The organism is Actinopolyspora sp. BKK2 (assembly GCF_011291845.1).
Taxonomy (GTDB): Bacteria; Actinomycetota; Actinomycetes; order Mycobacteriales; family Pseudonocardiaceae; genus Actinopolyspora; species Actinopolyspora saharensis.
Window position 1 is genome coordinate 45,320 of record NZ_JAANTE010000008.1, and the last position, 22,990, is coordinate 68,309.

General features: G+C 69.4%; 22 protein-coding genes. 9 read left to right on the forward strand and 13 right to left on the reverse strand.

Going from position 1 to position 22,990, the window contains the following annotated elements; translation table 11 throughout:
- The 3 genes from G9Q41_RS16505 to G9Q41_RS16515 all read right to left on the reverse strand — a co-directional run bounded on the left by G9Q41_RS16505 (nt 1) and on the right by G9Q41_RS16515 (nt 8,377).
- Entirely contained in the window at nt 1–3,795 is a 3,795-nt protein-coding gene (locus G9Q41_RS16505; protein WP_092523815.1) for a multifunctional oxoglutarate decarboxylase/oxoglutarate dehydrogenase thiamine pyrophosphate-binding subunit/dihydrolipoyllysine-residue succinyltransferase subunit, read from the reverse strand.
- A gap of 441 nt (nt 3,796–4,236) precedes the next feature.
- A complete protein-coding gene (locus G9Q41_RS16510) occupies nt 4,237–4,377 on the reverse strand; it encodes a hypothetical protein (protein WP_165633538.1) in 141 nt (46 codons plus the stop codon).
- Between the two features lie 118 nt (nt 4,378–4,495).
- On the reverse strand, nt 4,496–8,377 hold the full coding sequence (locus tag G9Q41_RS16515) for an ABC transporter ATP-binding protein (protein ID WP_165633537.1): 3,882 nt from the start codon (nt 8,375–8,377) through the stop codon (nt 4,496–4,498).
- Between the two features lie 368 nt (nt 8,378–8,745).
- On the opposite strand from G9Q41_RS16515, the gene G9Q41_RS16520 reads away from it, so the two are divergent.
- Nucleotides 8,746–8,958, forward strand: a complete 213-nt coding sequence (locus tag G9Q41_RS16520) for a hypothetical protein (protein WP_165633536.1) — start codon at nt 8,746–8,748, stop codon at nt 8,956–8,958.
- Nucleotides 8,959–9,248: 290 nt separating this feature from the next.
- Here G9Q41_RS16520 and G9Q41_RS16525 read toward each other — a convergent pair whose 3' ends face one another.
- Nucleotides 9,249–10,034, reverse strand: a complete 786-nt coding sequence (locus G9Q41_RS16525; RefSeq protein WP_217637844.1) for an IclR family transcriptional regulator — start codon at nt 10,032–10,034, stop codon at nt 9,249–9,251.
- 147 nt (nt 10,035–10,181) lie between these two features.
- Here G9Q41_RS16525 and G9Q41_RS16530 point away from each other — a divergent pair, with 147 nt between their 5' ends.
- From G9Q41_RS16530 to hxlB, 5 genes are read left to right on the forward strand one after another with little or no spacing between them, the layout of a single operon-like run.
- Complete coding sequence (locus tag G9Q41_RS16530) at nt 10,182–11,501, forward strand: MFS transporter (protein WP_165633535.1); 1,320 nt, start codon at nt 10,182–10,184, stop codon at nt 11,499–11,501.
- Nucleotides 11,502–11,512: 11 nt separating this feature from the next.
- The gene (locus G9Q41_RS16535) at nt 11,513–12,301 is read left to right on the forward strand and encodes a fumarylacetoacetate hydrolase family protein (RefSeq protein ID WP_165633534.1); all 789 of its coding nucleotides are present in this window, start codon (nt 11,513–11,515) and stop codon (nt 12,299–12,301) included.
- Between the two features lie 23 nt (nt 12,302–12,324).
- Nucleotides 12,325–13,245: a sugar kinase gene (locus G9Q41_RS16540; RefSeq protein WP_347567600.1), complete on the forward strand. Its 921-nt coding sequence runs from the start codon at nt 12,325–12,327 to the stop codon at nt 13,243–13,245.
- 17 nt (nt 13,246–13,262) lie between these two features.
- Nucleotides 13,263–13,895, forward strand: a complete 633-nt coding sequence (locus tag G9Q41_RS16545) for an orotidine 5'-phosphate decarboxylase / HUMPS family protein (protein ID WP_165633532.1) — start codon at nt 13,263–13,265, stop codon at nt 13,893–13,895.
- 60 nt (nt 13,896–13,955) lie between these two features.
- A complete protein-coding gene (gene hxlB / locus G9Q41_RS16550; protein ID WP_165633531.1) occupies nt 13,956–14,507 on the forward strand; it encodes a 6-phospho-3-hexuloisomerase in 552 nt (183 codons plus the stop codon).
- A 201-nt stretch (nt 14,508–14,708) separates the two neighbouring features.
- On the opposite strand, the gene G9Q41_RS16555 is transcribed toward hxlB, so the two are convergent.
- The 7 genes from G9Q41_RS16555 to G9Q41_RS16585 form a co-directional block, all read right to left on the reverse strand.
- Nucleotides 14,709–15,506 carry an ESX secretion-associated protein EspG gene (locus G9Q41_RS16555; RefSeq protein ID WP_165633530.1) on the reverse strand — a complete coding sequence of 266 codons (798 nt, stop codon included), beginning with the start codon at nt 15,504–15,506 and terminating at the stop codon, nt 14,709–14,711.
- The gene (locus G9Q41_RS16560) at nt 15,506–17,227 is read right to left on the reverse strand and encodes a hypothetical protein (RefSeq protein WP_165633529.1); all 1,722 of its coding nucleotides are present in this window, start codon (nt 17,225–17,227) and stop codon (nt 15,506–15,508) included. The genes G9Q41_RS16555 and G9Q41_RS16560 overlap by 1 nt, the downstream gene beginning before the upstream one ends.
- A gap of 18 nt (nt 17,228–17,245) precedes the next feature.
- Nucleotides 17,246–17,773 carry a DUF3558 family protein gene (locus G9Q41_RS16565; protein ID WP_165633528.1) on the reverse strand — a complete coding sequence of 176 codons (528 nt, stop codon included), beginning with the start codon at nt 17,771–17,773 and terminating at the stop codon, nt 17,246–17,248.
- Between the two features lie 118 nt (nt 17,774–17,891).
- Nucleotides 17,892–18,431 (reverse strand): DUF3558 family protein, encoded by a 540-nt coding sequence (locus tag G9Q41_RS16570; RefSeq protein WP_165633527.1) that lies wholly within the window; start codon nt 18,429–18,431, stop codon nt 17,892–17,894.
- Complete coding sequence (locus G9Q41_RS16575) at nt 18,428–18,823, reverse strand: hypothetical protein (RefSeq protein ID WP_165633526.1); 396 nt, start codon at nt 18,821–18,823, stop codon at nt 18,428–18,430. Before G9Q41_RS16575 ends, G9Q41_RS16570 begins: the two co-directional genes overlap by 4 nt.
- A 166-nt stretch (nt 18,824–18,989) precedes the next feature.
- Nucleotides 18,990–19,205: a DUF397 domain-containing protein gene (locus G9Q41_RS16580; RefSeq protein WP_165633525.1), complete on the reverse strand. Its 216-nt coding sequence runs from the start codon at nt 19,203–19,205 to the stop codon at nt 18,990–18,992.
- Nucleotides 19,202–20,059, reverse strand: coding sequence for a helix-turn-helix transcriptional regulator (locus G9Q41_RS16585; protein WP_165633524.1), 858 nt, complete (start codon nt 20,057–20,059; stop codon nt 19,202–19,204). Before G9Q41_RS16585 ends, G9Q41_RS16580 begins: the two co-directional genes overlap by 4 nt.
- Nucleotides 20,060–20,170: 111 nt before the next feature.
- Here G9Q41_RS16585 and G9Q41_RS16590 point away from each other — a divergent pair, with 111 nt between their 5' ends.
- Genes G9Q41_RS16590 through G9Q41_RS16600 form a run of 3 tightly spaced genes read left to right on the forward strand, consistent with a single transcriptional unit; the run spans nt 20,171 to nt 20,873 of the window.
- Nucleotides 20,171–20,422 (forward strand): hypothetical protein, encoded by a 252-nt coding sequence (locus G9Q41_RS16590; protein ID WP_165633523.1) that lies wholly within the window; start codon nt 20,171–20,173, stop codon nt 20,420–20,422.
- Nucleotides 20,423–20,427: 5 nt separating this feature from the next.
- The gene (locus G9Q41_RS16595) at nt 20,428–20,700 is read left to right on the forward strand and encodes a zinc finger protein (protein WP_165633570.1); all 273 of its coding nucleotides are present in this window, start codon (nt 20,428–20,430) and stop codon (nt 20,698–20,700) included.
- Entirely contained in the window at nt 20,697–20,873 is a 177-nt protein-coding gene (locus G9Q41_RS16600) for a hypothetical protein (RefSeq protein WP_165633522.1), read from the forward strand. Before G9Q41_RS16595 ends, G9Q41_RS16600 begins: the two co-directional genes overlap by 4 nt.
- 79 nt (nt 20,874–20,952) lie before the next feature.
- Here G9Q41_RS16600 and G9Q41_RS16605 read toward each other — a convergent pair whose 3' ends face one another.
- Nucleotides 20,953–21,804: an ABC transporter permease gene (locus G9Q41_RS16605; protein ID WP_165633521.1), complete on the reverse strand. Its 852-nt coding sequence runs from the start codon at nt 21,802–21,804 to the stop codon at nt 20,953–20,955.
- Nucleotides 21,804–22,970, reverse strand: a complete 1,167-nt coding sequence (locus G9Q41_RS16610) for an ATP-binding cassette domain-containing protein (RefSeq protein ID WP_165633520.1) — start codon at nt 22,968–22,970, stop codon at nt 21,804–21,806. Before G9Q41_RS16610 ends, G9Q41_RS16605 begins: the two co-directional genes overlap by 1 nt.
- Nucleotides 22,971–22,990 lie beyond the last annotated feature (20 nt).

Below are 22,990 nucleotides of genomic sequence, written 5' to 3' on the forward strand. Positions count from 1 at the left end.
TCAGTCGGCGAAGGCGTTGGTAATGACCTCAGCCTGCTCCACGTCGTGAACCTTCTTGAGCCCGGTGGCCGGGGCGGCCATGGGCCTGCGCGCGACGACCTTGAGCCGCCCCGCCAGCTCGGGACCGAACTGCTGGGGCAGCGCGAGCCCGAGGAACGGCCAGGCTCCCTGGTTGCGCGGCTCCTCCTGCACCCAGCGGATCTCGGAGGCGTTGGAGTAGCGCTCCAGCAGCCTGCCCAGCTTGCGGTGCGGGAGCGGGTAGAGCTGCTCCAGCCGCACGACCGCCGTGTCCCGGGACTCCTGCTTGGCCTGCTCCGCGGCCAGCTCGTAGTAGAGCTTGCCGGTGCAGAGCACGATCTTGCGCACCTCGTTCGGGTCCGGCTCGGTCGGGTCGTCGATGACCGAGGCGAACTTGCCGGAGGTGAAGTGCTCGATCGGGCTGGTGGCCTCCTTGAGCCGCAGCATCGACTTGGGGGTGAACACGACCAGCGGCCGGTCGATGCCGTCCAGGGCGTGCCTGCGCAGCAGGTGGAAGTAGTTCGCCGGGGTGGACGGCATGGACACCGTCATGGACCCTTCCGCGCACAGCTGCAGCCAGCGCTCGATGCGGGCCGAGCTGTGGTCGGGGCCCTGGCCCTCGTGACCGTGCGGGAGCAGCAGGACCAGGTCCGAGCGCTGTCCCCACTTGGCCTCACCGGAGGAGATGAACTCGTCGATGATCGGCTGGGCCCCGTTGAAGAAGTCGCCGAACTGGGCCTCCCACAGCACCATGGCGTCGGCGTTGCCCACCGAGTAGCCGTACTCGAAGCCGACGGCGGCGAACTCCGACAGCGCGGAGTCGTAGGTGAGGAACTTGGCCTGGTCCGAGGAGAGGTTCTGCAGCGGGGTGTACTCGGAGCCGGTCTTGCGGTCGATGACCACCGCGTGCCGCTGCCCGAAGGTGCCGCGCCGGGTGTCCTGCCCGGTCAGCCGCACCGGGTAGCCCGAGGTGGTCAGCGAGCCGAGCGCGAGCAGCTCGCCGAACGCCCAGTCGATCCCGCCTTCCTTGCCCATCTTGGTGCGCCGCTCCAGCACGGGCTTGACCCTCGAGTGCGGGGTGAAGCCCTCCGGGAGGTCGGTCTGCGCGTCGGCGATCCGCCGCACTTCCTCCTCGGAGATGCTGGTGTCCAGCTTGGTGGGGATCTGCTGCTCGGACTCGACCGAGGGACTCGGTTCCGGCGGGTGCTTCTCCAGCTCGCGCACCTCGTTGAACACGTGCTCGAGCTGGTTGGCGTAGTCCTTGAGCGCGTTCTCGGCCTCGTCGACGGTGATGTCGCCGCGCCCGATCAGCGACTCGGTGTAGGTCTTGCGGACGCTGCGCATCTTGTCGATGGCGTCGTACATGGACGGCTGGGTCATCGACGGGTCGTCGCCCTCGTTGTGCCCGCGCCTGCGGTAGCACACCATGTCGATCACGACGTCCTTGCCGAAGGTGTTGCGGTACTCCACCGCGAGCTTGGCGACCCAGACGCAGGCCTCGGGGTCGTCGCCGTTGACGTGGAACACCGGGGAACCGGTCATCTTGGCCACGTCCGTGGAGTACTTGCTCGAACGCCCCGACTCGGGCGTGGTGGTGTAGCCGACCTGGTTGTTGATGATCACGTGCACCGTCCCGCCGGTGCGGTAGCCCCGCAGCAGCGAGAGGTTCAGCGTCTCGGCGACCACGCCCTGTCCCGCGAAGGCGGCGTCACCGTGCAGCAGCACCGGCAGCACGGTGAAGCCCTCCTGACCCTTGTTCAGGATGTCCTGCTTGGCCCGGACGAGGCCTTCCAGCACGGGGTCGACGGCTTCCAGGTGCGAGGGGTTGGAGGTCAGCGAGACCTTGGTCTCGCCGTCACCGAACATCCTGAAGTACTTGCCCTCGGCTCCCAGGTGGTACTTCACGTCGCCGGAGCCGTGCGCCTGGCCCGGGTCGAGGTTGCCCTCGAACTCCTGGAAGATCTGGGCGATCGGCTTGCCGACGATGTTGGCGAGCACGTTGAGCCTGCCCCGGTGGGGCATGCCGACCACGACCTCGTCGAGCTCGGTCTGCGCCGAGGAGTCCAGCACCGCGTCCAACAGCGGGATGATGGTCTCGGCGCCCTCCAGGGAGAAGCGCTTCTGCCCGACGTACTTGGTCTGCAGGAAGGTCTCGAAGGCCTCGGCCGCGTTGAGCTTGGACAGGATGTACTTCTGCTCGGACTGGTCCGGGTTCTCGTGCGGCTTCTCGACGCGGTGCTGGAGCCACTCGCGCTCGTCCGGCTCGAGGATGTGCATGTACTCCACGCCGACCGTGCGGCAGTAGGAGTCCCGCAGCACACCCAGGACGTCGCGCAGGGTCATGTGCTCCTGCCCGGCGAAACCACCGACGGGGAACTCCCGGTCGAGGTCCCACAGCGTCAGGTTGTGCGAGAGGACGTCGAGGTCCTCGTGCCTGCGCTGCCGGTAGTTCAGCGGGTCGATGTCGGCCATCAGGTGACCGCGGGTGCGGTAGGCGTCGATCAGCTCCAGCACCCGGGCGGTCTTGTCGACCGCGCCCTCCGGGATGTCGGTGGACCAGCGAACCGGCTCGTAGGGGATGCGCAGCGAGGCGAAGATGTCGTCGAAGAAGTTGTCCTCGCCGAGCAGCAGGTTGTGCACCTTGCGCAGGAACTCGCCGGACTCGGCGCCCTGGATCACCCGGTGGTCGTAGGTCGAGGTCAGCGTCACGATCTTGCTGATGCCCATCTCGGTGAGCGCCTTCTCGCTGGCGCCCTGGAACTCGGCGGGGTACTCCATGGCGCCCACGCCGATGATGGCGCTCTGACCCTGGGTGAGCCTGGGCACCGAGTGGTTGGTTCCGCTGGGGCCCGGGTTGGTCAGCGAGATCGTGGTGCCCGCGAAGTCCTCGGCGGTCAGCGCGTTGTTGCGCGCCTTGCGGATGATGTCCTCGTAGGCCTGCCAGAACTGGAGGAAGCTCATGTTCTCGCACGCCTTGATGGAGGCCACCACGAGGTTGCGCGAGCCGTCCTTGCCCGGCAGGTCGATCGCCAGGCCCAGGTTGACGTGCTCGGGAGTCACCACCGCGGGCTTGCCCTTGGCGTCCTCGCCGTAGTGGCGGTTCATGCCGGGGAAGTCCCGCAGGGCGCGCACCAGGGCGTAGCCGATCAGGTGGGTGAACGAGATCTTGCCGCCCTTGTTCCGCTTCAGGTGATTGTTGATCACGATGCGGTTGTCGAAGAGCAGCTTCGCCGGGATCGCGCGCACGCTGGTCGCGGTGGGCACCGACAGCGATTGCTCCATGTTCTTGGCGATCGCCGCGGCCGGACCGCGCAACGTCTTCGTCTCGTCGCCGCCGGACTCCTCCTTGACCGGTGCGGCCTTGGCCGCCTCCTGCGGGGACGGTTTGGAAGCCTGCTGCGCGCTGCTCTGCCTGGCGCCGTCCTGGGCGGCACCGTTCTTGGCGGAGGCGGTTTGTTGTTGGGTCGGTTGGGAGCCCGCGGTACCTTGAGAGCTGGGGCGTTGCGCGTCCGCCGGGGCGGAGCTCACCGTCGCGCCGTTGTGAACCTGGCCGTTCTGCTGGTCGGCCTTGGTGGCGGTCGAGGTGGTCCGGCTCGCCGTCGCGCTTGCCGCCTCAGCCGAGGTCTCCCCGGTGGTTGTCTGGCCGGGCCGGTAGTCGGCGAAGAACTCGTGCCATGCCGAGTCTACCGACGACGGGTCATTGAGGTACTGCTCATACATTTCCTCGATCAACCACTCGTTGGGGCCGAACTGTGAGGCTGGACTGCTGCTGGACACGGCTGGCGTTCGCCTCGATCCATCTGCTCGTGGTTTTTGCAACGCTCGCGTACCAGGCTAACGCTTCCGGGGTGTCTCGTTGGCACTCTCCCGAGTTCCGAGGGGTTGACCCCGGAGCTCCGAATCGATCAGGTGAAGGTTGCGCGCCTCCTTCCGGGTGAGTCCGCTCCTGCCCGAACTCGGCGTTTCCGGTAGTATGTGGGGTTTTTGCCGCATCGCCTCGAAGTGCTCGTTCCGGCCGGACCCGCGCCCCGTGGGAAATGTGAGGTTTAGCGCACTTTTCGGATTTCCTGCATGCTGGTTGCCGGTGGCCACATGCTGAGAGATCCAGCCGGTGCGTTCCGTCTCCCCGGTGAGGAGTGGTCGTCGTGGGACGAGGTCACCCGCCGCGATCACATCGGCGCGCAGTGGGGGCGGAGGTGAACGAAGTCCCGGAGGAGTTCAGCAGGTGACCTTGCGACGTCGCAGCTCGGTGAGCACCGCATCATGAGCCATCGCGCGCAGGCTCTTGGCCTCGCGTCCGGCCGCGTGACGGAGCTGAGTCCTCTCTTCCTCGGTGAATTCCACGTTCAGAGCCGGCATGAGGCCGGCATGCCTTCCAGGTGCCAGATTTGGTACCAGCCCGTGGCGGCTCGACCGGTGCCGCCGCGGGAGGCCGCCTCCCCCGCGGCGGCACCCCGAGCGAGCCGAGCGAGAACCGCTAGGGACTCGTGGTCACCCGTTCGGCCTGCTCCCCGACTTCCGAGCGTTGCAGCAGCTGCTCGTCGAGGCCGTCGAAGTCGCCTCCGCTCTCCCACAGCCGCGCGTAGAAGCCGTCCTCGGCCAGCAGCTCCCGGTGGGTGCCCTGCTCCACGATCCGCCCGCCGTCCAGCACGGCGATGCGGTCCGCGCGGGCCGCGGTGGCCAACCGGTGCGCGACCACGAAGGTGGTCCTGTTCTCCGCGAGGCGGTTGTGCGCCGCGGCGACCATCGCCTCGGTCGCCGGGTCCAGCGCCGCGGTGGCCTCGTCCAGCAGCAGGATGTCCGGGTCGACGAGCTCGGCCCTGGCGAGGGCGACGAGCTGGCGCTGCCCGGCCGAGAGCGAGCGGCCGCCCTCGCCCGCGTGCTGGCGGAAACCGTCCGGGAGCGCGGCTATGCCCGGCAGCGCCCCCACCCGGCGAGCCGCTCGCTCGATCTCGGCCGGTCCGGCGTCGGGACGGCCGTAGGCGATGTTGCTCGCGACGTCCCCCGCGAACAGGTGCCCCTCCTGAGGGACCACGGCCAGGTGCCGGTGGTATCCGCAGGTCGGGTAGTCGCGGATGTTGACGTCGTCGGCCAGCACCGCGCCCTCGGAGGCGTCGTAGAACCTGGCCAGCAGCTTGACCAGCGTCGACTTGCCCGCACCCGTCGCTCCGACGAGCGCGATGGTCTCGCCGGGCGTCGCGTGCAGCGAGACGTCGGACAGCGCCGTGTCGTCCGACCCCGGGTAGTGGAAGGACACCGAGCGGAGCTCGACCTCGCCGGAGAGCTTGCTCGGCACCGTGGCCGGGTGGGTGGCCTCGGGAACGGTCGTGGGAGTGCGCAGCAGCTCGCCGATCCTGCGCAGCCCGACCAGGGCCTGCTGGTAGGAGTCGAACACCCCGGACAGCTGCTGCACCGGGCTGAAGAACATCCCCAGGTACAGCAGGAACGCCGCCAGCACACCGGCCGTCAGCTCCCCCTGGGCGACGCGCGTCGCCCCGACGCCGAGCACCACGGCCTGGGCCAGCTCGGAGAGCATCGTCACGAAGGGGAAGTAGGTGGCGATGTAGCGCTGGGCCCGCAGCCGCGAGCGCCGGTAGGCGTCGCTGCGCTCGGCGAAGCGCTCGGCCGCCAGCCGCTCCCTGCGGTGCGCCTGGGACACGCGCAGCCCGGAGACGTTCTCCTGCATCTCGGCGTTGACCGTGCTGACCCGCTCGCGCGCCTCCGCGTAGGCCACGGAGGAGACCCTGCGGAAGATCACGGTGGCGATCACCAGCAGCGGCAGCACCGACAGGGAGACCAGCGCGAGCGAGAGGTCGGTGACCAGCAGCGCCGTGGCCACCCCGATGATCGTGGAGAGGCTGACCACGGCCGTGGCCAGCCCCGTCTGCAGGAACGAGGAGAGCGCGTCCACATCTGTGGTCATCCGCGTCATGATCCGCCCGGCACGTTCCCGCTCGTAGAAGTCCAGCCCCAGCCGCTGCAGGTGGGAGAAGCTGCGCAGCCGGAGCAGGTACAGCAGGTTCTCCCCGGTGCGGGCTGCCACCACCGTCTGCGCGCGCACGGCCACCCAGCCGAGCAGCACCACACCAGCTCCGACCGCGGTCGCGGTGAACAGCGTCCTCGGGTCGTTCGCCCCGACCCCGCCGTCGACGCCCCAGCGCACCAGCGAGGGAAGGCTCACCGAGGCGACGGCGCTCAGGGCGAACAGCAGCACTGTGAGCAGCAGCTTCCCCCGGATCGGCCGGAACAGCTCACGCAGCCGGAAGCACGGGTCGGGGGCGGTCGGGTTCACCCCGTGCAGCTCTGGTTCGTCCGTGGCGCGGGGCAGTCGGTCGATCGCCTCGGCCAGTTCCGCCGTGGGCGGGGTCTCCGCCGTGGCACTCGCCGCGCCCCCGGCTGAGCGCGCTGCCGCGGCACCGCCTGCGCGGGCGGTGGTGGCGGCTCCCCCGGTCCGGGCGGTGTCGACGCGCGCGGGGGCCGCGGGAGACGCCTGCCCCGAGCCGCGCCGTTCGCCCGGCCAGAGCTCCGGGGTCGGCTCCTGCCCGGGTGCTCCCACCGGATGTCCGGACGACTCCCCGGGCACGGCCCGATCCACCGGGCCGGACGGGCCGGACAGCAGGGAGCGGAACAGTTCCGAACGCCGCTCCAGCTCCCGCCTGGTTCCGCTGTCGACGATCCTGCCCTCGTCGAGCACCGCGATCCGGTCGGCCAGTTCGAGGGTGGAACTGCGGTGCGCGATCAGCAGGGTGGTCCGTTCGGCGGTGACGGAGCGCAGGGTGTCGTGGATGGCGGCCTCGGTGGTCGGGTCCACGGCCGAGGTCGCGTCGTCCAGGACCAGCACCCGCGGGTCGGTCAGCAGGGCCCGGGCCAGGGCTATCCGCTGGCGTTGTCCCCCGGACAGGGTCAGGCCGCGTTCCCCCACGACGGTGTCGTAGCCCTGGGGCAGGTCGATCACGAAGTCGTGCGCCTCGGCCGCGCGGGCCGCCGCGACGATCTCCTGCTCGGTGGCGTCCGGGTGCCCGTAGGAGATGTTGCCCCTGATCGTGTCCGAGAACAGGAAGGCCTCCTCGAAGACGACACCGACCGCCGAGCGCAGCGAGTCCATCCGCACTTGCCGGATGTCCCGTTCGAAGGACTCCGGATCCTCCGCGCCGATCCGGATGCTGCCGGAGCGCACGTCGTAGAAGCGCGGAAGCAGCAGCGACGCGGTCGATTTGCCCGATCCGGCCGAGCCGATCAGGGCCAGGGTCTCGCTGGGCCGGACGTCCAGGTTGGCCCCGCGCAGCACGGGCTGGTCAGCGGTGTAGCCGAAGTGGACCTCGTTCATCTCCACCCGCAGCGGACCGGAGGGCAGGTCCACCGCGTCGGGGGAGTCGGTCACGTCCGGCCGGGTGTCGATCACGTCGTGGAGTCGTTCCAGCCCGGCCCTGGCGTGCTGGGACTGGATCAGCACGTTGGACAGCATCCGCGCCGGGCCGGCGAGCATGGTCAGGTATCCGGCGAAGGCGATGAACGTGCCCACGCTGACCTGCCCGTTCAGCGCCAGCCAGCCGCCGAGTCCGAGCACGCCGACCTGCCCGGCGAGCGGAAGCGCCGTCAGGTGCGCCGCGGGCGAGGCGGTCACCCTGGCGGCGCGCATCCGGTCGGCGAACAGGCGGCGTGCGCGGGTGGTCATCCGCTCGACCTCGTGCCGCTCCTGCCCGAAGCCCTTGACCACTCGAACGCCGCTCACGGTTTCCTCGACCTGCTCGGCGATGTCGGCGGCACGCTGCTGCGCGGTCCAGGTCGCCGGGAACAGCCGTTTCTTGCTGTAGGCCGTGACCAGGGCGATCAGCGGACCGACCACGAGCGCGATCAGCGTGAGCAGCGGCGACAACCACAGCATCGCCGTGAGGGAGAAGACGGCGAGCATCACGGTGCCCGCGGCCAGCGGCAGCATGGACAACAACCCGTTGACCAGCTGCAGATCGCTGATCGAACGCGAGACGACCTGCCCGGTGCGCAGCGAGTCCTGCTTGCCCCCGTCGAGGCGCTGGAGGGAACCGAACACGGACCTGCGCAGGTCGTGCTGCACGTCCACGGCGAGTTTGCCCGCGCTGTAGCGGCGCACGAACGCGGCACCGAAGCGGAACAGTCCCAGCCCGATCATCGCGAGGACGATCCAGCCGAGCCGTGCGGTCGTTCCGGACACCGCGTCGTCCACCGCGATCTTGGTCAGTACGGGTACGGCCGCTTCCATGCCGACCGCGGTCACGGCGGAGCCCATGGAAAGCAACACGGTCACGGGGTGGCGCCAGCAGGCGGCGGTCAGCCGCCGGATCCAACCCGATTTCGGGCGTGCTTCTCCGGTTTCGGACACCCCGTCAGGTTAGGGGGTGGGTCCAGAGGTGACCGGGCGGCTATCGCCCTGACGTGGGGATATTGTGAGTTGCGGAACACTCGCCCGGCGCAGTTCGCCCGGGTGGGTCGGGCTGTGTTCTTCGTCGCCCGAGTGCACGCGGGGGGCGTGTCGGCAGGGCGGTGCGCGGCGTTAGGATTTCCGCCGCGCGTGCTGGGGTCGTGGTTACCCGAGAGTTTCCCTTTTTTCGCGGAGGAATTCCGCTATGGATATTCCTGCGCCGGGATGTCACGCTCGGGTGGCGGTTGGATCAACCACCGGACCAAGTACCGAAGCAGGCTATTCCATGTTCGAGGTGTTTTCGTAGCGGCGTTTGTCGGGGGAGTCCGATGAAGTACGTGTGGTTCGGCGTGCTGCTTCTGCTGGGGCAGTTGGTGCCTGAGCTGTTGTTCCCGGAGGACGTCACCGTCGAGTTCGGCCGGTTCGCAGCCATGTTCGGCACGGCGGCGCTGGCGGCGGTGGTGCTCTTCGCCTGGGAGCGCTGGTCGCAGGGGCGCGGCCCGTTGCTTCGTCGGGCTCGAACGTGCGAGAACGAAGGCTGATTTTTCCCCGAAGGGTCGGCGGTGCCGGTTGCTTGGGTGGTTGCGTGGCGGAACCTCAGTCGGGGTCTCGCTGCGGGAGCCTCGACATCGGGTAGGCACCTACACAACGTCGAGGCTGTCCTCGCGAGACCCGAGACTGAGAACCCGCAGCGGTGCCGGTGACTTGGGCTCAGAGCGCTCGGTCTGAGCGGTGCCCTTCGGTCTGAAGTTCCTGTCCGGGAGTTCGGCGGTGCCGCTGGCCCCTGGACCATCGCCCTCCCGAAGGCCGAGCTGAGGAACTGTCCACCCGCTCACCCGGAAGGAAGGCCCGCCGCCAGCTCGCGGGCCGCTTGCCGGAGCGGCCCCAGGTGGGTGTAGAGCTCCTCCAGCGAGGAGCGGAACGCGGGCACGGCGGTGGACACGGAGGCCGCGACCGTGCCGTCGGGTGTCAGCACGGGCACCCCCACGGCCAGTATCCCCTCCTCGTGCTCCTCGTCGGCCACGGCGAAGCCGTCCGCGCGCACCTGTTCGATGGTCTCCCGGAAGGCCGCGCGGTCGGTGATGGTGCGCGGCCCCAGCTTCTCCAGGTGCAGTTCGGACACCAGTTGCTCGCGTGTCTCCTCCGGGGCGAAGGCGATCAGGCACTTGCCCATGGCGGTGCAGTGCAGCGGGCCGCGCTTGCCCGGTTCTCCGGTGATCTGGATCTGCTGCGAGCCCTCTGCGTGGTTGACGTAGAGCTGCTCGTGCCCTTCGCGGAAGGACATCAGCGTCGGTTCGCCGGTCCGCTCGGAGACGCGTTGCAGCACCGGGGTGGTGACTCCGGCGAATCCGCGGGCGCTGAGCACGCGCTGGCCGAGCTCGAACATGCGCAGCCCCAGGTGCCAGCGCCGCTCCTCGTCGATCACGGCGAACTGCTCCCGGGCGATCGAGTTCAGCAGCCGGTGGGTGGTGCTGACCGGATATCCGGCGCGGCGCGCGAGCTCGGAGAGCGTCGCGCCGTTCGGGGCCTCGCCCAGCAGGTTCAGCACCCGCAGCGCTTTTCCGACCATGTCGCCACGTTTGGCGTTGTCCTCGGATCTTTCCGCTGGATCCGTCACGGCTACCGAACCTCCCCTGTCGCTGCGACCGACCAGCAGGAAAACACCATTGATGTTACCTGCGGGTGTTGACGAGGTCACAAACCCCTGAATATGGTCTTTTCATATTACAGAAAAGTTTACCACATCGCGGTAAAGGGGGTCTCGGTGTCGTCCTCCGCTTCGACAACCCCGACCGAACTGGGCAGGCAGAGGTGGTTGCGACTGCTCCCGGTCGCCTTCGTGACCTACTCGCTGGCCTATCTGGACCGGTCCAACTACTCCATCGGCGTGGCCGGTGGCATGAAGGAGGACCTGGCGATCGGCGGGGGAACCGCTTCGCTGATCGGAGCCGCGTTCTTCCTCGGGTACACGCTGTTCCAGATCCCGGGCACCATCTACGCCGAGCGGCGCAGCGTCCGCAATCTGATCTTCTGGTGCACCCTCGCCTGGGGCGTGCTCGCCACTCTCCAGGGACTGCTGCAGCACGCGGTGACCCTGCTCGTCGTGCGCTTCCTGCTGGGCTCGGTCGAGGCGGCCGTGCTGCCCGCGATGGTGGTCTTCCTCGCGAGGTGGTTCACCAAGCGGGAGCGCGGCAGCGCCAACGCCGTGCTGATCCTCGGCAACCCGATCACGGTCATGTGGCTCAACGCGGTCTCCGGCTACATCGTCGAGCTGACCAGCTGGCGCGAGATGTTCATCATCGAGGGGCTGCCAGCCATCGCCTGGGCCTTCGTGTTCCGGGCCCTGGTCAGCGATTTCCCGTCCACGGCCAAGTGGCTCAACCGCTCCGAGCGGGACGCGCTGCTGAGCGCGCTGGAGTCCGAGGAGGGCGCGGGCACCCCGGTCGCCTCCTATGCCGAGGCCGTCCGGTCCCGTCCCGTGGTGCTGTTCTCCGTGCAGTACCTGCTGTGGAGCATCGGCGTCTACGGGCTGGTCTTCTGGCTGCCCAGCATCGTCAAGGCCGGATCCGGCCAGGGGATCGGGCTCACCGGGCTGATCTCGGCCATTCCCTTCGGGGTGGCGGCACTGCTCATGGTGCTCAACTCGCGCGTTTCCGACCGGGCGGGCACGCGGTCCCGCTACGTCTGGCCCTGGCTGCTGGGCGGTGGCGCGGCCTTCTACCTCTCCTACCTGGTCGGGCCGGACAACTTCACCGCGGCCCTCCTGCTGCTGGTGGTGGCGGGCGGCGCGATGTACGCCCCGTACGGGCCGTACTTCGCCTACGTCTCGGAGAGCCTGCCGCGCGACTTCGCCGGAGCGGGCGTGGCCTGCGTGAACGCGGTGGGATCCCTGGGCGGCTTCCTCGGGTCCTACCTGGTCGGATACCTCAACTCCGCCACGGGCTCCAACACGGCCTCCTTCATGCTGATGGCGGGCTCGCTCGTGCTGGCCGCGCTGATCACCCCGCTGGTGCGGTCGAGGAGGACGCCCGCGAGCGCGGAGCCCGCCGAACCGGAGCTCGCGGCCGGGAACGGGAACCGATGAGGATCGAGCGGTTGAGCCGCCACGGCCGGGTCCACACGGTGCTCTCCCGACGGGGCCGGAAGCACGTGGTCGCCGGTGAACCGGTGGACAACGCGGCGGTGCTGCGCCGCCCGGACGACGTCCCCGTGGTGGAGGAGTTCTCCGGGGAGCGGTTGGCCCCGGTCCGGCCGGCGACCCTGTTCGGGATGGCGCGCAACACCGGGGAGGAGAACCGGGCGCTGCCACCCGCGGCGTTCCTCAAGGCTCCGGCGACGGTGACGGACCCGGGCGCTGAGGTCCCGCTCCCGGAGGGCATCGGCCGGGTCGACGCCGAGGTCGAACTCGCCGTGGTGCTGGGCGCCCCGCTGCGCAACGGCAGCGGGAGCGAGGTCCTGGAGCACGTGCTCGGCTACACGGTCGGCATCGACGTCACCGCCAGGGACGCCCAGCGGGAGGACCCGCTGTGGACCACGGCCAAGAGCCGGTCCGGGTTCAGCCCGCTCGGCCCCTGGATCGAGACGGAAACGGATCCCGCCCACGCCCGGATATCCCTGCTGCGCAACGGTTCCCCGGTCGCGGAGGGAAGCACCGGAGAACTGGCCAGGGGAGTCGTCGAGGTCCTGGAGTTCCTCTCCGAACTGGTCGAACTCCGCCCGGGTGACGTGGTGCTCACCGGGGCCCCGGGCACCTACGCGCCCGTCGCGGCGGGTGACACGGTCACGGCGCTGATCTCCGGGATCGGCGAGCTGACCGTCGGGGTGACGAGCCGCGCCGCGCACACCCGAGTCGAACGCAACCGGACAGGGGGAGGAGAGCATTGAACCGAGCCCGGCACGGTCACGACGTGGTGACCCCAGGCGAGATCATGGCGATGTTCGTCGCCGAGGAGAACTCGCTGGAGCACGCCGAGCACTTCCGCAGGCGCCTGGCCGGAGCGGAGCTCAACGTCTCGGTCGGGCTGGCCAGGCTCGGCCACCGGGTCGGCTTCCTCGGCGCCGTCGGGGCCGACCCGCTGGGCACGCACGCCCGCAGGACGCTGGAGGCCGAGGGGGTCGACGCGGCGGGGCTGACCGTCGACCCGGCAGCGGGAACCGGGTTCCAGCTCAAGAACCGGGTGGCCGAGGGAGACCCGACGGTCGTGTACTTCCGGCGCGCATCCGCCGGGTCCCGCTTCGCCTGGTCGGAGTCCTGCGCGGAGCTGGTCGGCGGTGCGCGCCACCTGCACCTGACCGGGGTGTTCGCCGCGCTGTCTGCGAGCACGCTGGACTGCGCCCGCAAGGCCGTCGACCGCGCCCGCGCGGTCGGGGCCACGGTCTCCTTCGACCCGAACCTGCGGCCCGCGCTGTGGTCCGACCGGGGCGAGATGGTCGAGGTGATCAACGAGCTGGCCGAGCGGGCCGACTGGGTGCTGCCCGGCCTGGACGAGGGGGAAGTGCTGACGGGGGCAGCGGACCCGGCCGCCGTCGCCGACTTCTACCTCTGCCGCGGGGTGTCCGAGGTGGTGATCAAGCTCGGCGGCCGCGGGGCGGAGCTGCACACCCCCCAGGGCAGCCACTCGCTGCCCGCCCACCCGGTCGAAGTGGTGGACACGGTCGGCGCGGGTGACGGTTTCGCGGCGGGCTGGATCAGCGCAAGGCTGGACGGTCTTTCCGCGGAGGACGCGCTGCGCAGGGCCTGCGAGGTCGGCGCGCGGGCGACCACCAGTCGGGGTGACATGGACGGGCTGCCGACCAGGCGGCTGCTGGAGCAGCCGGTCGGCGCGTGAGGAACGAGAAGAGCGGAATGGAACTGCAGATAGCGCTGGACCGGATGGAGCTGGACGAGGCCGTCCGGCTGACGGAACGAGTGGCGGGCCGCGCCGACCGGATCGAGGTGGGGACCTCGCTGGTCAAGCGCTACGGGACGCGCGCGGTGTCCGAAGTGGTGGCCGCGGGCGGGGGCACGCCGGTGCTGGCCGACCTCAAGACCGCCGACGACCTGAGGACCGAGTTCGCGCTGGCCGCCGACGGCGGGGCGCGGGCGGTCACCGTCCTGGGGCAGGCCCCGGAGGAGACGGTGCGCCGCGGGGTCGAGGTGGCCGCGGAGCTCGGGCTGGAGCTGCTGGTGGACCTGCTCGGGGTGTCCGAGCGGCGGCGGGAGCGCCTGCTCGGGATGCTGCCGGAGTGGGTGCTGCTCGGCGCGCACCTCGGCAAGGACGCGCAGGGAACCGGCGGGTCGGTCGTGGACCTGCTCGGTGACTGGGTGCGCGGGCGCCGGGTGGCGGTCGCGGGAGGCATGACCGAGGAGGTGGTCGCCTCGCTGAGTCGTTCCGGCGCGGCGAGCCGGGCGATCGTGGGCTCGGCGATCACCAAGGCCGCCGATCCGGTGGAGCGGGCGAGCCGGATGCGCGAGGTCGCGGGCCGAGGGGCGTCCTGAGGCCGAGTCTCCGGGGAGAACCAACTCTTTTCCGAGAAGTCCTGTGAGGGGAGCGAGGAAGTGAATTCCGAGATCGAACTGATCCGTTCGGAGCTGGACACCGTCTGCCCGCGGATCACCGAGGAGGCCGTGGCGGGCTGCTGCCGGGAGCTGGGCGCGGCCGCGCGGGTGTTCGTGGCCGGTGCGGGACGCTCCGGCTTCATGGCCAGCGCCTTCGCGATGCGGCTCGTGCACCTGGGCTACGCGGTGCACGTGGTCGGCGAGGCCACCGCCCCGGCCTTCGCCGAGGGGGACGTGCTCGTCGGGGTCTCCGGTTCGGGGAACACGAGCGGGACGGTGCGGGCCGCGGGGGAGGCGCGCCGCGCCGGCGGCCGGGTGGTCGCGGTGACCACGGATGCGGACTCCGAGCTGGCCGCTGCTGCCGACGCGGTGCTGCTGGTTCCGGCGGCGACCAAGAACCGCGCCGCGGGCGAGGCCGCGACGGCGCAGCCGCTGTCCAGCCTGTTCGATCAGGCCGTGCACCTGGCGCTGGACGCGGTGTGCCTGCGGCTGGCGGCGGAAGCCGGCATCGACAACGCCGCGGCGCGCGGCGCGCACGTCAAGACCGAGTGACCGCGAAACCGTACACAGTGGACACTGGTGAGCGGGTGGCCTCCAGGTGAACTGGTGGCCCCGGTGGACGCCCCCGGCGCGGGCGCGGTCGGGGGCGTCCGCGCCGGGGGCGGTGGGGAAGGGGTCCCAATTTCGCCTAAAACTGGGAGTTTTCCCCATCAGAAAGCCCCTGTGGACGGTCCGGATCGCTCCGCCGACCCGTCACTCGCTCTGCAGCGCGTTGAGCTGCTCGGTGAGGTAGGTGTTCAGGCGCGGCTTGTCGGCCCCGGCGAAGGTGTTCCACTCGGCGCCGTCGTTGTTGCGCCGGGTGGTGACGCTGTAGCGGCCGGTCTCGGTGTCGCGCCAGCCGATGGCGGGCATGCGCGCGGCTCCTCCGTCGTGTCCGCGTCCGGTGACGAAGAAGTAGCCGATCCTGTGGGTGGGTTGACCCAGAATCCGCTGGGCAGCCCGCAGCTGCGGCCCGCCGCGGCGGACGGTGGCGGTGTTCTCGGCCCGGGACAGCCACGACGCGCCCGCGGCGTCCTCGTCGCTCCGGTCGTCGTGCACCGCTCCTTCGGAGGCGTTGATGGTGGCCGCCTCCAAGGTGCCCGCCTTCTCCTCGGGCAGCGGGTCGGTGCACAGCCTGGCGATCCCCCGCGGGTCGATGAATTCGACCCGCAGGTGCTCGGGCAGCTGGGTGGCGCGGACCCCGGTGCGCCCGCTCGCCACCGTGCGCGCCCGGTGGACCTGCTCGGTGGTCGCCTCCAGATAGGTCGTCGCGATCTCGATCCGGGGCGTGTGCAGCAGGAGCAGGGCCGCCTCGACGTCCTGGTCGAGCTCGTCGTGGTCGACCAGGCCACGTCGGGACAGCTCGTTCCACGCCTGGGTGCGCAGCTCGGAGCGCTCGTCGACGGTGGCGCCGTGGTGCTCCAGCTCGAACGGGAACCGCCGCAGGTTGATCCCGAGGTGCTCGCCGAGAACGTCGGCGGCCAGGGTGGACAGACTGAACGCTCGCGGCATCAGCGTCCGCCCTCCTCGTCGGGCCTGGCACCGATGACCGGGGGTGCGACCGCGGGAAGGCCGAGCTCGTCGCCGATCTCGTCGGAGTCGAGGACGTACTTGCGCTCGTGCTCCTCCTCGTCGTCACCGCCCTGGTTGTTGCCGAGCCCCGCTCCCACGGGGGCGCGACCAGCGCCGCGTCCCTGGGCCGCGGTGCCGCCCGCGGCACCGGCGGAGGGGCTGGAGGGCGTGCCCCCGACACCGGCGCGTCCGCCCGCGCCGAGCGCGTTCCCGCCGGACCCGGATCCGGATCCTGCCCCGGGGCCGAAACCACCGGAGTAGCCTCCGGCGCGTCCGCCGGAGTAGCCGCCCGCGCCACCAGCGCCCGCGTAGCCACCACTGCCGTAGCCACCAGCGCCGAGGCCACCACCAGCACGCCCGCCAGCACCTCCGTAGCCGCCACCGCCACCACTGGCGACGCCGCCCGCGCGCCCGCCACCGGCGCTGCCCCCACCGGCGCGGCCGACGCCGGGGATCTGCTGCCCGGGAGGAACGGGCGCCCAGCGGCCGTTGGCGGAGTTCTGGCGCATCCACTGCCCGGTCTGGGGGTCCTTGCGGTAGAGGGTTCCGTCGGGCCCGCGCACCACGCCGGGTGCCAGGCCGGAGTTTCCGGTGCTGCCGCCGGAGTTCCACGCGGTGCTGGTTCCCGAGGGCGCAGGCTGACCCTGGCCGGTGTAGCCGGGCGTGTTCACCGCGCCCGAGCCCGCCGCGGCCGTCCCGGCTCCGGTGACCGTTCCGCTTCCGGAGGAGTAGGTGCCCGTGGAGTAGGTCCCGGCAGGGGCCGTCCCGGTTCCGATGGAGGCTGTCCCTCCGGTGCCGGTGCCGGTGCCGGTGCCGGTGCCGGTGCCGCCGCTGCCCGAGCCGGTACCGCCCGTTCCGGTTCCGCCCGTTCCCTCGCCGGAACCGTTGTCGCCGCCGCCGGGGGTTTCCGGGGGCGGGGTGAACAGCGGGGTGTTCTCGGCGGCCTGCCCGAAGCTCTGCTCCATCCTGCTCATCACCTGAGCGGCTTCCTGGTGGGACTGCTCCGCCTGCTCGGCCTTCTGCTTGACCTCGTTGGCGCGCTGCACGATGGTGAACGGGTTCGGGTTGCTCATCAGCCCGGCCAGTTCGGACTTCATGTCGAACTCGGGGTCCTCGGGCATGGAGTTGCGGGCCTGTTCACCGGACTCGGCCTGCATGCCGAGCTGGTTGGCCGTCAGCTGGGCTCCTTGCCCGGAGTGACCCATGTGGTCGGAGATCGTCCGCACGTGCGCGCGCATCGCGTCCCCGGCGTTGCCGGTCCAGGTCTGCTCCGTCTTGGCAGCCGCCTTGTGGATGCGCTCGGAGAAGTCGACCAGACCGTTTCCGACGTCGTTGTAGTAGCGGCCCATGTCGTGCACATCGGAGGGATTGAACTTGTCCTTGACGAACCGCTCGAGCTCCTTGTGCGGGTAGGACTGGTAGAGGGTGCATCCCAGTTCCGAGGGGCGGCCGCGCACCACCTGCTCCTGGGAGAGCGTTTTGGCCTGCTGCTGGGCGTACTTCTCGGCCTTGGTCTCGGCTTCCATCCGGGCGAAGGTCTTGTCGAAGACGCCGCCGAGGAGTCCGCCGGATCCTTTGGACTCGAGCTGCTGCTGGTACACCTCTTGCTCGCGGTCGGCCACGTACTCGTGGCTGCTGTAGTTCTGATCCCCCTCGGACACGAAGACCCCCTCGGTTCCTCAGCTTTCCGGAATGTTTCTCTCTACCAGCGGGGCGACCTCGTTGGCGAGGTCGCAGGAATTGGTTCCCCCGGAGCCCTCGGCGTCGACGGAAATCGATTCCGAGGGGTTGACCGATATGGCGACTGTGCAGGTGTCGCTGTTCTTGGATATGACGAGCCTGCCTCCGCTGTCGTTGATGGCGTGAGGCCGCTGGTACGCCTCCGGGAAATCTATTTGCCGCAGGGACTTTCGCGGGTGGAGCGATACGCTGGTGCTCCCGTCGGCGAGTTGCCAGCTGCACGTCGACGGGTCGTCGACGTCCTCCGAGGTGCCTCCGCTCGCGGCGCCGAGGGAGCGCTCCTGCTGCGGCTTCAGCGCGTCGCAGGGGGACAGGCCGCTGAGCACCGGATCGCCGGCACTTGTCTTCGGCGGTGGCGGTGGCGCTTCCTCGGAGGATGCCGCTGAGCAGGCGGAGGACACCGTCATGGCGGTGACGAGCCCGAGCGCTGCGACCACGCCGCGGCGCATTCTCGCGGGAACGTGCATTGCGTGCTTCTCTCCAGATCCGCGTTGCCGGCTTCGGCTGTTTCTTCCGGTGCGGGGCGATCCCGCTGCGCGCCTCGGTGGCCCGCGCGGCGTCGTTCGGCTCGGTGGGCTCGTCGGATCAGCTTTCCGGGATGTTCTGCTCGACCATCGGTGCCGCCTTCTGCACCAGCTCGCAGGCGGTCGCCGTGTCCCCGGGCGTGTCGGCGGTGCTGTTCACCGAGATCGAGGAGTTCTCGGTCACCGCGAAGGCCAGCGAACACGCTCCCGATTCTTTCGCCAGGAGAGCCTCCCGTCCGGATACCTCTGTTTGTTCCTTTTCGTCTACGTCTGAGAAATTTATTTCTTCCAGTGGCTTATCCTTGTAGACAGAGATGTCGAAGTCATTTCCTCCGGACATCCATGTGCACGTCTGTTCTTCTATCTCGAGTATCTCTCCCGGTTCTGTGATGTCGAGTTGCTTCTTCTGCTGCTCGGTCAGGGTGGAGCAGGGCTCCATGCCTGCCAGTGGCGTACTGCTCGTCGTGGTGCTCGTCTCCTCGGCGCCCTGGGACTGCGGTTGCCCCGCTCCGGAGGAGCAGGAGGCCAGCAGGAGGGCGCAGGCCGCAGCTGCCGTGACGGTGGCGGCGCGGAGTGGTGCTGCGGTGGGAAGGTTGATCACTGGATGCCGTCCAAGTTCTGCTTGTTCCGCTCGTCGAGCTCCTGGTAGGCGGCGATCCCCTTGCGGATGGCCTCGACCACCTCGGGAGTCTGCCTGCGCATGGAGGTGAGCAGGTGTTCGAGGGACTTGTCGTCGCCGGATGCGACCTCCTTGTTGAACTCCGAGATCGCCTGACCTGCGGGGCTCTCCCCCAGCGGGGTGTCGCGCTTTACTGCACGCATTCTGCTTAGCCTGCCCTGAAGCCAGTCCTCCAGCTCCTGGAAGATCTGGATGAGCTCGTCGCCCGCCTCGGGCGTGATGGTGAACTCGCCCTTGTCGGCGGCGGTGACGATGCCGCGCATGGCGTCGTTGGTGGCCGACAGGTTTCCGGTGAGGTCCTGCTTTTCGGGCATGGTGAGGTGTTCCCCCAACGTTCGCGTACACGCTCAACCACGAAAATTCTACTGATCGCGCGCAAAAGCGGTCAACGATCAGTTGATAACGCGAATATAACTATCCGCCCTCGCGGGTTGGTACGAATGGAGGAGTGGTGCGCCACTTCACTTTCCCGGGAAATCCTCACCGATCGTGACGAGGAGTCGGCGCGGCATTCTTGAGGCCGTCCACGAAGTTCGCCCACGCCGCGGGAGAGACGGTGAGCATCCCGCGCTCCCGATCCTTGGTGTCCCGCACCGCCACGACGGCGGAGGCGAACCCGACTTCGACGCAGTTGTTCGCACCGCCGCTGCTGCGGGTGCTCTTTCGCCAAGAAGCCGGTGTCTGACTGCTGGTCATCCTGAGTCCTTGTCGCGCAGATTAGTGATCGCACGATCGAGTGTATGCATAGTTTCACGAGGCCCCAAAGCCGCGATGCGGAGCTGCTCGATGACGAGCTGGTACACCTCGATGTGGTGTCCACCGTCCAGAGTGTCCGCTTTGGTCAGGTCCTCCAGGTAGGCATAGGTGAACTCCCGCCCTTCCAGATCCAGGCGCAGGACGGTGAACGAGGTCCCCATGGCGGCGTGTTCACCGGAACTGAACGGGAGTATCTGGAGCGTGATGTTGGGGAACTCGGCCAACTTTCGGAGGTGCTGAAGCTGACGGCGCAGCACCGCTGCTCCTCCTACCTCCCGGTGTAGCGCTGCCTCGCCCAGGATCACGCCGACTTCGGGCGGATCCTGGCGCGTGAGCAGTGCTTGGCGATGCATGCGCGCTCGCACGGACTGGTCGACGTCCGCGGGAGGGACCACGACCGAGGTCGACACGATCGCTCGTGCGTACTCCTCGGTCTGCAGGAGTCCGGGGACCAGCTCGCCGTCCCAGATCTTCAGCGCATCCGCGTCGGACTCCAGTCCCATGTACTGGCGTGACCAGTCCGGTACCTTGCCGAAACTGCCTCGCTTGCGCGCCTGGGTCGCCAGCGTGCGCACGCGTTCGCCCTCCTCCGGGGAGGTGCGGAACAGTTCGAGCAGCCGTTCGAGCTCCGCTCGTTGCACTGTTGCTTGCCCCTGCTCGATCCTGCTGATCTTGCTCGGTTGCCACTTCGTCGACTTGGCGAGCCCTTCGCGATCGAAACCGGCCGCTTCGCGGAGCTCCCGTAGCTCGCGTCCCAGCAGAAGACGGCACACGGCGGGACTTGGTGTGTTCATGGCACTAGATCCTGCCTGCATCTCGAACGTCGTCTCATCACTCCAAAGTGTAATTGTAACTCGCATTGCGAGTTGAAATGCTACTTGTAACTCGGCGACGAGGAGGTGGACATGTCCTGGCTGTGGTTCCGGGAGCGGGAGGGCGGGACAGCGGAACGGCTGGTGCACGCGGTGGACGTGGCGGTCGGCAGGAGCTACGTGATCACCCCGTGCGGGCGGCACTTCGGGCGCACGGAGGTCGAGTGGGTCTCCGAACCCCGCAGGTGCTCCGGCGCCGATGCGCCCGGGGAGCCGTGCGCGGTGTGCGTGCTGCGCGTGCTGCTGACCGCGAATCGAGAGGTGTGGAGAGGAGACGAGAAGTGATCGGTATGTCCTGGGAGGGCCCGGTGGTGTGGTGGAACCCGGTCGAGGGGTTCCGGCACGCGTTCACCCCGGAGCGGCGTCCTCGTCCCGACCAGCGGCGCGAGGCCCTGTGCGGGCTGTGGGTCACGCTGATCGAACCCGACGAGGTGGACTGGCTGCTGCCCACCTGCGAGGTCTGCATGAGCGAGGCGGTCGCCCGCGGGCGGGACAGGGAGCATCGCCGGGAGGAGGTGGGCAGACAACTGCGCGAGCGGTTCGGCCCGGAGGTCGGCGGATGAGCCCGGAGGTGTTGCTGCACCAACCTCCGGGGCTGCTGGTGGTGCTCGGCACCGTGACCGCGCTGGCCATCGGCAGCGCGCTGCTGCCGCTGCTGCCGCTGCGGCCGAGGAACGGGCGGCGCTCCGGGAGCGCCCCCTCTGGAAGACGAGCCCGCGCGGCTCGACGCCGCTGAGCCCTGGGTGGGCACCGCGCCCTCCGGCCGCGTGGTCGCGGAACCGAAGAGCGCGGTGCCCTCGGCGAAAACCGTCGGTTCAGGTGACGTCGCGCTTGTTGGAGACCAGCCAACCACCGGCGACGAACACGGCCGCGTAGCCCGCGAAGATCAGCAGGCTCGCCCACCACGGGAAGTCGTAGCTCCCGCCGAAGACGGAGTGCAGCAGCCTGTAGGCGGTTTCCGAGACCATCGGCTCGCGCTCGCCGGCCACATCGGAGATGAACATCGGAACGGAGAGGTTGCTGACGATCCCGTTGGACGCGGCACCGGGGAGGTAGTTGCTCACCCAGCCCAGCGTGGAGTTGGACATCCCGGCGGAGATCATGCCCTCGAACACGAGCACGTAGCCGAGCAGCACCAGCACCGCCACCACGGAGTTGGTGACCATGGCTCCGAAACCGACCCCGAGCAGCGTCCACAGCACCATCGACAGCAGCCCGGTGCCGCCGACCATGAGCCACTGCGCGAACTCGCCGAATCCGTCGCTGCCCGCACCGAGCAGCCCGCCGAGCGAGGCGAAGGCGGTGTTGGCGATCCCGTAGATCAGGGCGATGTTGGTGTAGGCGATCAGCTTCGCGCCGAGGACCGCGCCCCTGGGGTTGGCGGTCAGGAAGGTCGTGGTCGCCGTCTTGTTCCGGTACTCGCCCGCCATCGCCAGCGCACCGAGCAGCGCGGCGAACACGGTCACGTAGTTCGTCGACAGCGACATGGTCAGCAGCCCGGTCGGCAGGTCCCGCCCACCGGTCGCCTGGCGGATGAGGTTCATCTGCCCGAATTCCGTTCCGCCCCATCCCGCGAGGAAGCTCAGCACCACCACCGGGATCAGCAGCGCCCACCACAGGTTGGTGGTGAAAATCTTGCGGAACTCCGCCTTGATCAAGCCGTTCATCAGGCGTTGCCTCCGTAACCGCCGTTGCCGCCCTGGTTGTTCTGGTCCTGCTGCGGATGCACCTGCTGGTAGCCCTGTCCCTGGTCGGGCGGGGGCGGTGTTCCCGGAGGCGGCGTACCCGGCGGTTGCTGGGGTGGCTGCTGCGATGGCTGCTGGGGTGGCTGTTGCGGTGCGCCCGGTCCCCACTGAGCGGCGCCCTGCGGCGGCTGCGGCCCTCCAGGTTGCGGCCCGCCCGGCTGCGGCGGTCCCTGCGGCGCGCTTCCGGTGTACTGGCCGGTGGTCAGCTGGAAGAAGATCTGCTCGAGATCGAGGTTCTCCTCCTGCATCCCGTGCACGGCCACGCCCGCGCCCAGCGCCAGGTCGGCGACCGTCTTCGAGTCCGTCCCCGGCACCGCGAGCGAGCCGTCCGGAAGGTACTCGGCGTGGATTCCGGACTGGCGCAGCGTCTCGACCAGGGTGGCTGGATCCGCCGTGCGCACGAGCACGCGCGACTGCTGGGCGGCGCGGAGCTGTTCCAGGTCGCCGTTGTAGACGCACTGGCCGCGGCTGACGATCACGACGTTGTCCACGGTGTGCTCCATCTCGCGCAGCAGGTGGCTGGAAACCAGCACCGTGCGCCCCGTGGAGGCGAAGGACTTCAGGAAGCCGCGCAGCCAGGCGATGCCCTCCGGGTCCAGCCCGTTGGCCGGCTCGTCCAGGATCAGGATCTGCGGATTGCCGAGCAGCGCGGTCGCCAGCGCCAGCCGCTGGCGCATGCCCAGGGAGAAACCGCCGGTCTTGCGGGTGGCCGCGCTGCTGAGGCCGACCAGCTCCAGCACCTGGTCGGCCTGCTGGTCCGGCAGGTTCAGCGCGGCCGTGTAGCAGCGCAGATGGGTACGCGCGGTCTGACCGGGGTGGAAGCCCTGCGAATCCAGCACGGCTCCGACGATCGTCGCCGGGTTGGGCAGCCGGGAGAACGGCTGCCCGTTGATGAAGGCCCCTCCGGCCGTGGGGCTGACCAGCCCCAGGATCATCCGCAGTGTGGTGGTCTTGCCCGATCCGTTCGGCCCGAGGAAGCCGGTCACCGAACCGGGCTCGACCGAGAAGTTGAGGTTCTGGACCGCGTTGATCGGTCCGAAGCTCTTGTTCAGCCCCTGAACCAGTATGCGGCCGCTGCCGTCGTGCACTCGTCCCTCCAGATCACGGA

Excerpts from the sequence above, each read along its gene's own strand:
- G9Q41_RS16510 (WP_165633538.1), bottom strand. The coding sequence starts at position 4,377 with ATGCCGGCTCTGAACGTGGAATTCACCGAGGAAGAGAGGACTCAGCTC.
- G9Q41_RS16520 (WP_165633536.1), top strand. The coding sequence starts at position 8,746 with ATGAAGTACGTGTGGTTCGGCGTGCTGCTTCTGCTGGGGCAGTTGGTG.
- G9Q41_RS16545 (WP_165633532.1), top strand. The coding sequence starts at position 13,263 with ATGGAACTGCAGATAGCGCTGGACCGGATGGAGCTGGACGAGGCCGTC.
- G9Q41_RS16555 (WP_165633530.1), bottom strand. The coding sequence starts at position 15,506 with ATGCCGCGAGCGTTCAGTCTGTCCACCCTGGCCGCCGACGTTCTCGGC.
- G9Q41_RS16565 (WP_165633528.1), bottom strand. The coding sequence starts at position 17,773 with ATGCACGTTCCCGCGAGAATGCGCCGCGGCGTGGTCGCAGCGCTCGGG.
- G9Q41_RS16575 (WP_165633526.1), bottom strand. The coding sequence starts at position 18,823 with ATGCCCGAAAAGCAGGACCTCACCGGAAACCTGTCGGCCACCAACGAC.
- G9Q41_RS16580 (WP_165633525.1), bottom strand. The coding sequence starts at position 19,205 with ATGACCAGCAGTCAGACACCGGCTTCTTGGCGAAAGAGCACCCGCAGC.
- G9Q41_RS16585 (WP_165633524.1), bottom strand. The coding sequence starts at position 20,059 with ATGAACACACCAAGTCCCGCCGTGTGCCGTCTTCTGCTGGGACGCGAG.
- G9Q41_RS16590 (WP_165633523.1), top strand. The coding sequence starts at position 20,171 with ATGTCCTGGCTGTGGTTCCGGGAGCGGGAGGGCGGGACAGCGGAACGG.
- G9Q41_RS16595 (WP_165633570.1), top strand. The coding sequence starts at position 20,428 with ATGTCCTGGGAGGGCCCGGTGGTGTGGTGGAACCCGGTCGAGGGGTTC.
- G9Q41_RS16600 (WP_165633522.1), top strand. The coding sequence starts at position 20,697 with ATGAGCCCGGAGGTGTTGCTGCACCAACCTCCGGGGCTGCTGGTGGTG.
- G9Q41_RS16605 (WP_165633521.1), bottom strand. The coding sequence starts at position 21,804 with ATGAACGGCTTGATCAAGGCGGAGTTCCGCAAGATTTTCACCACCAAC.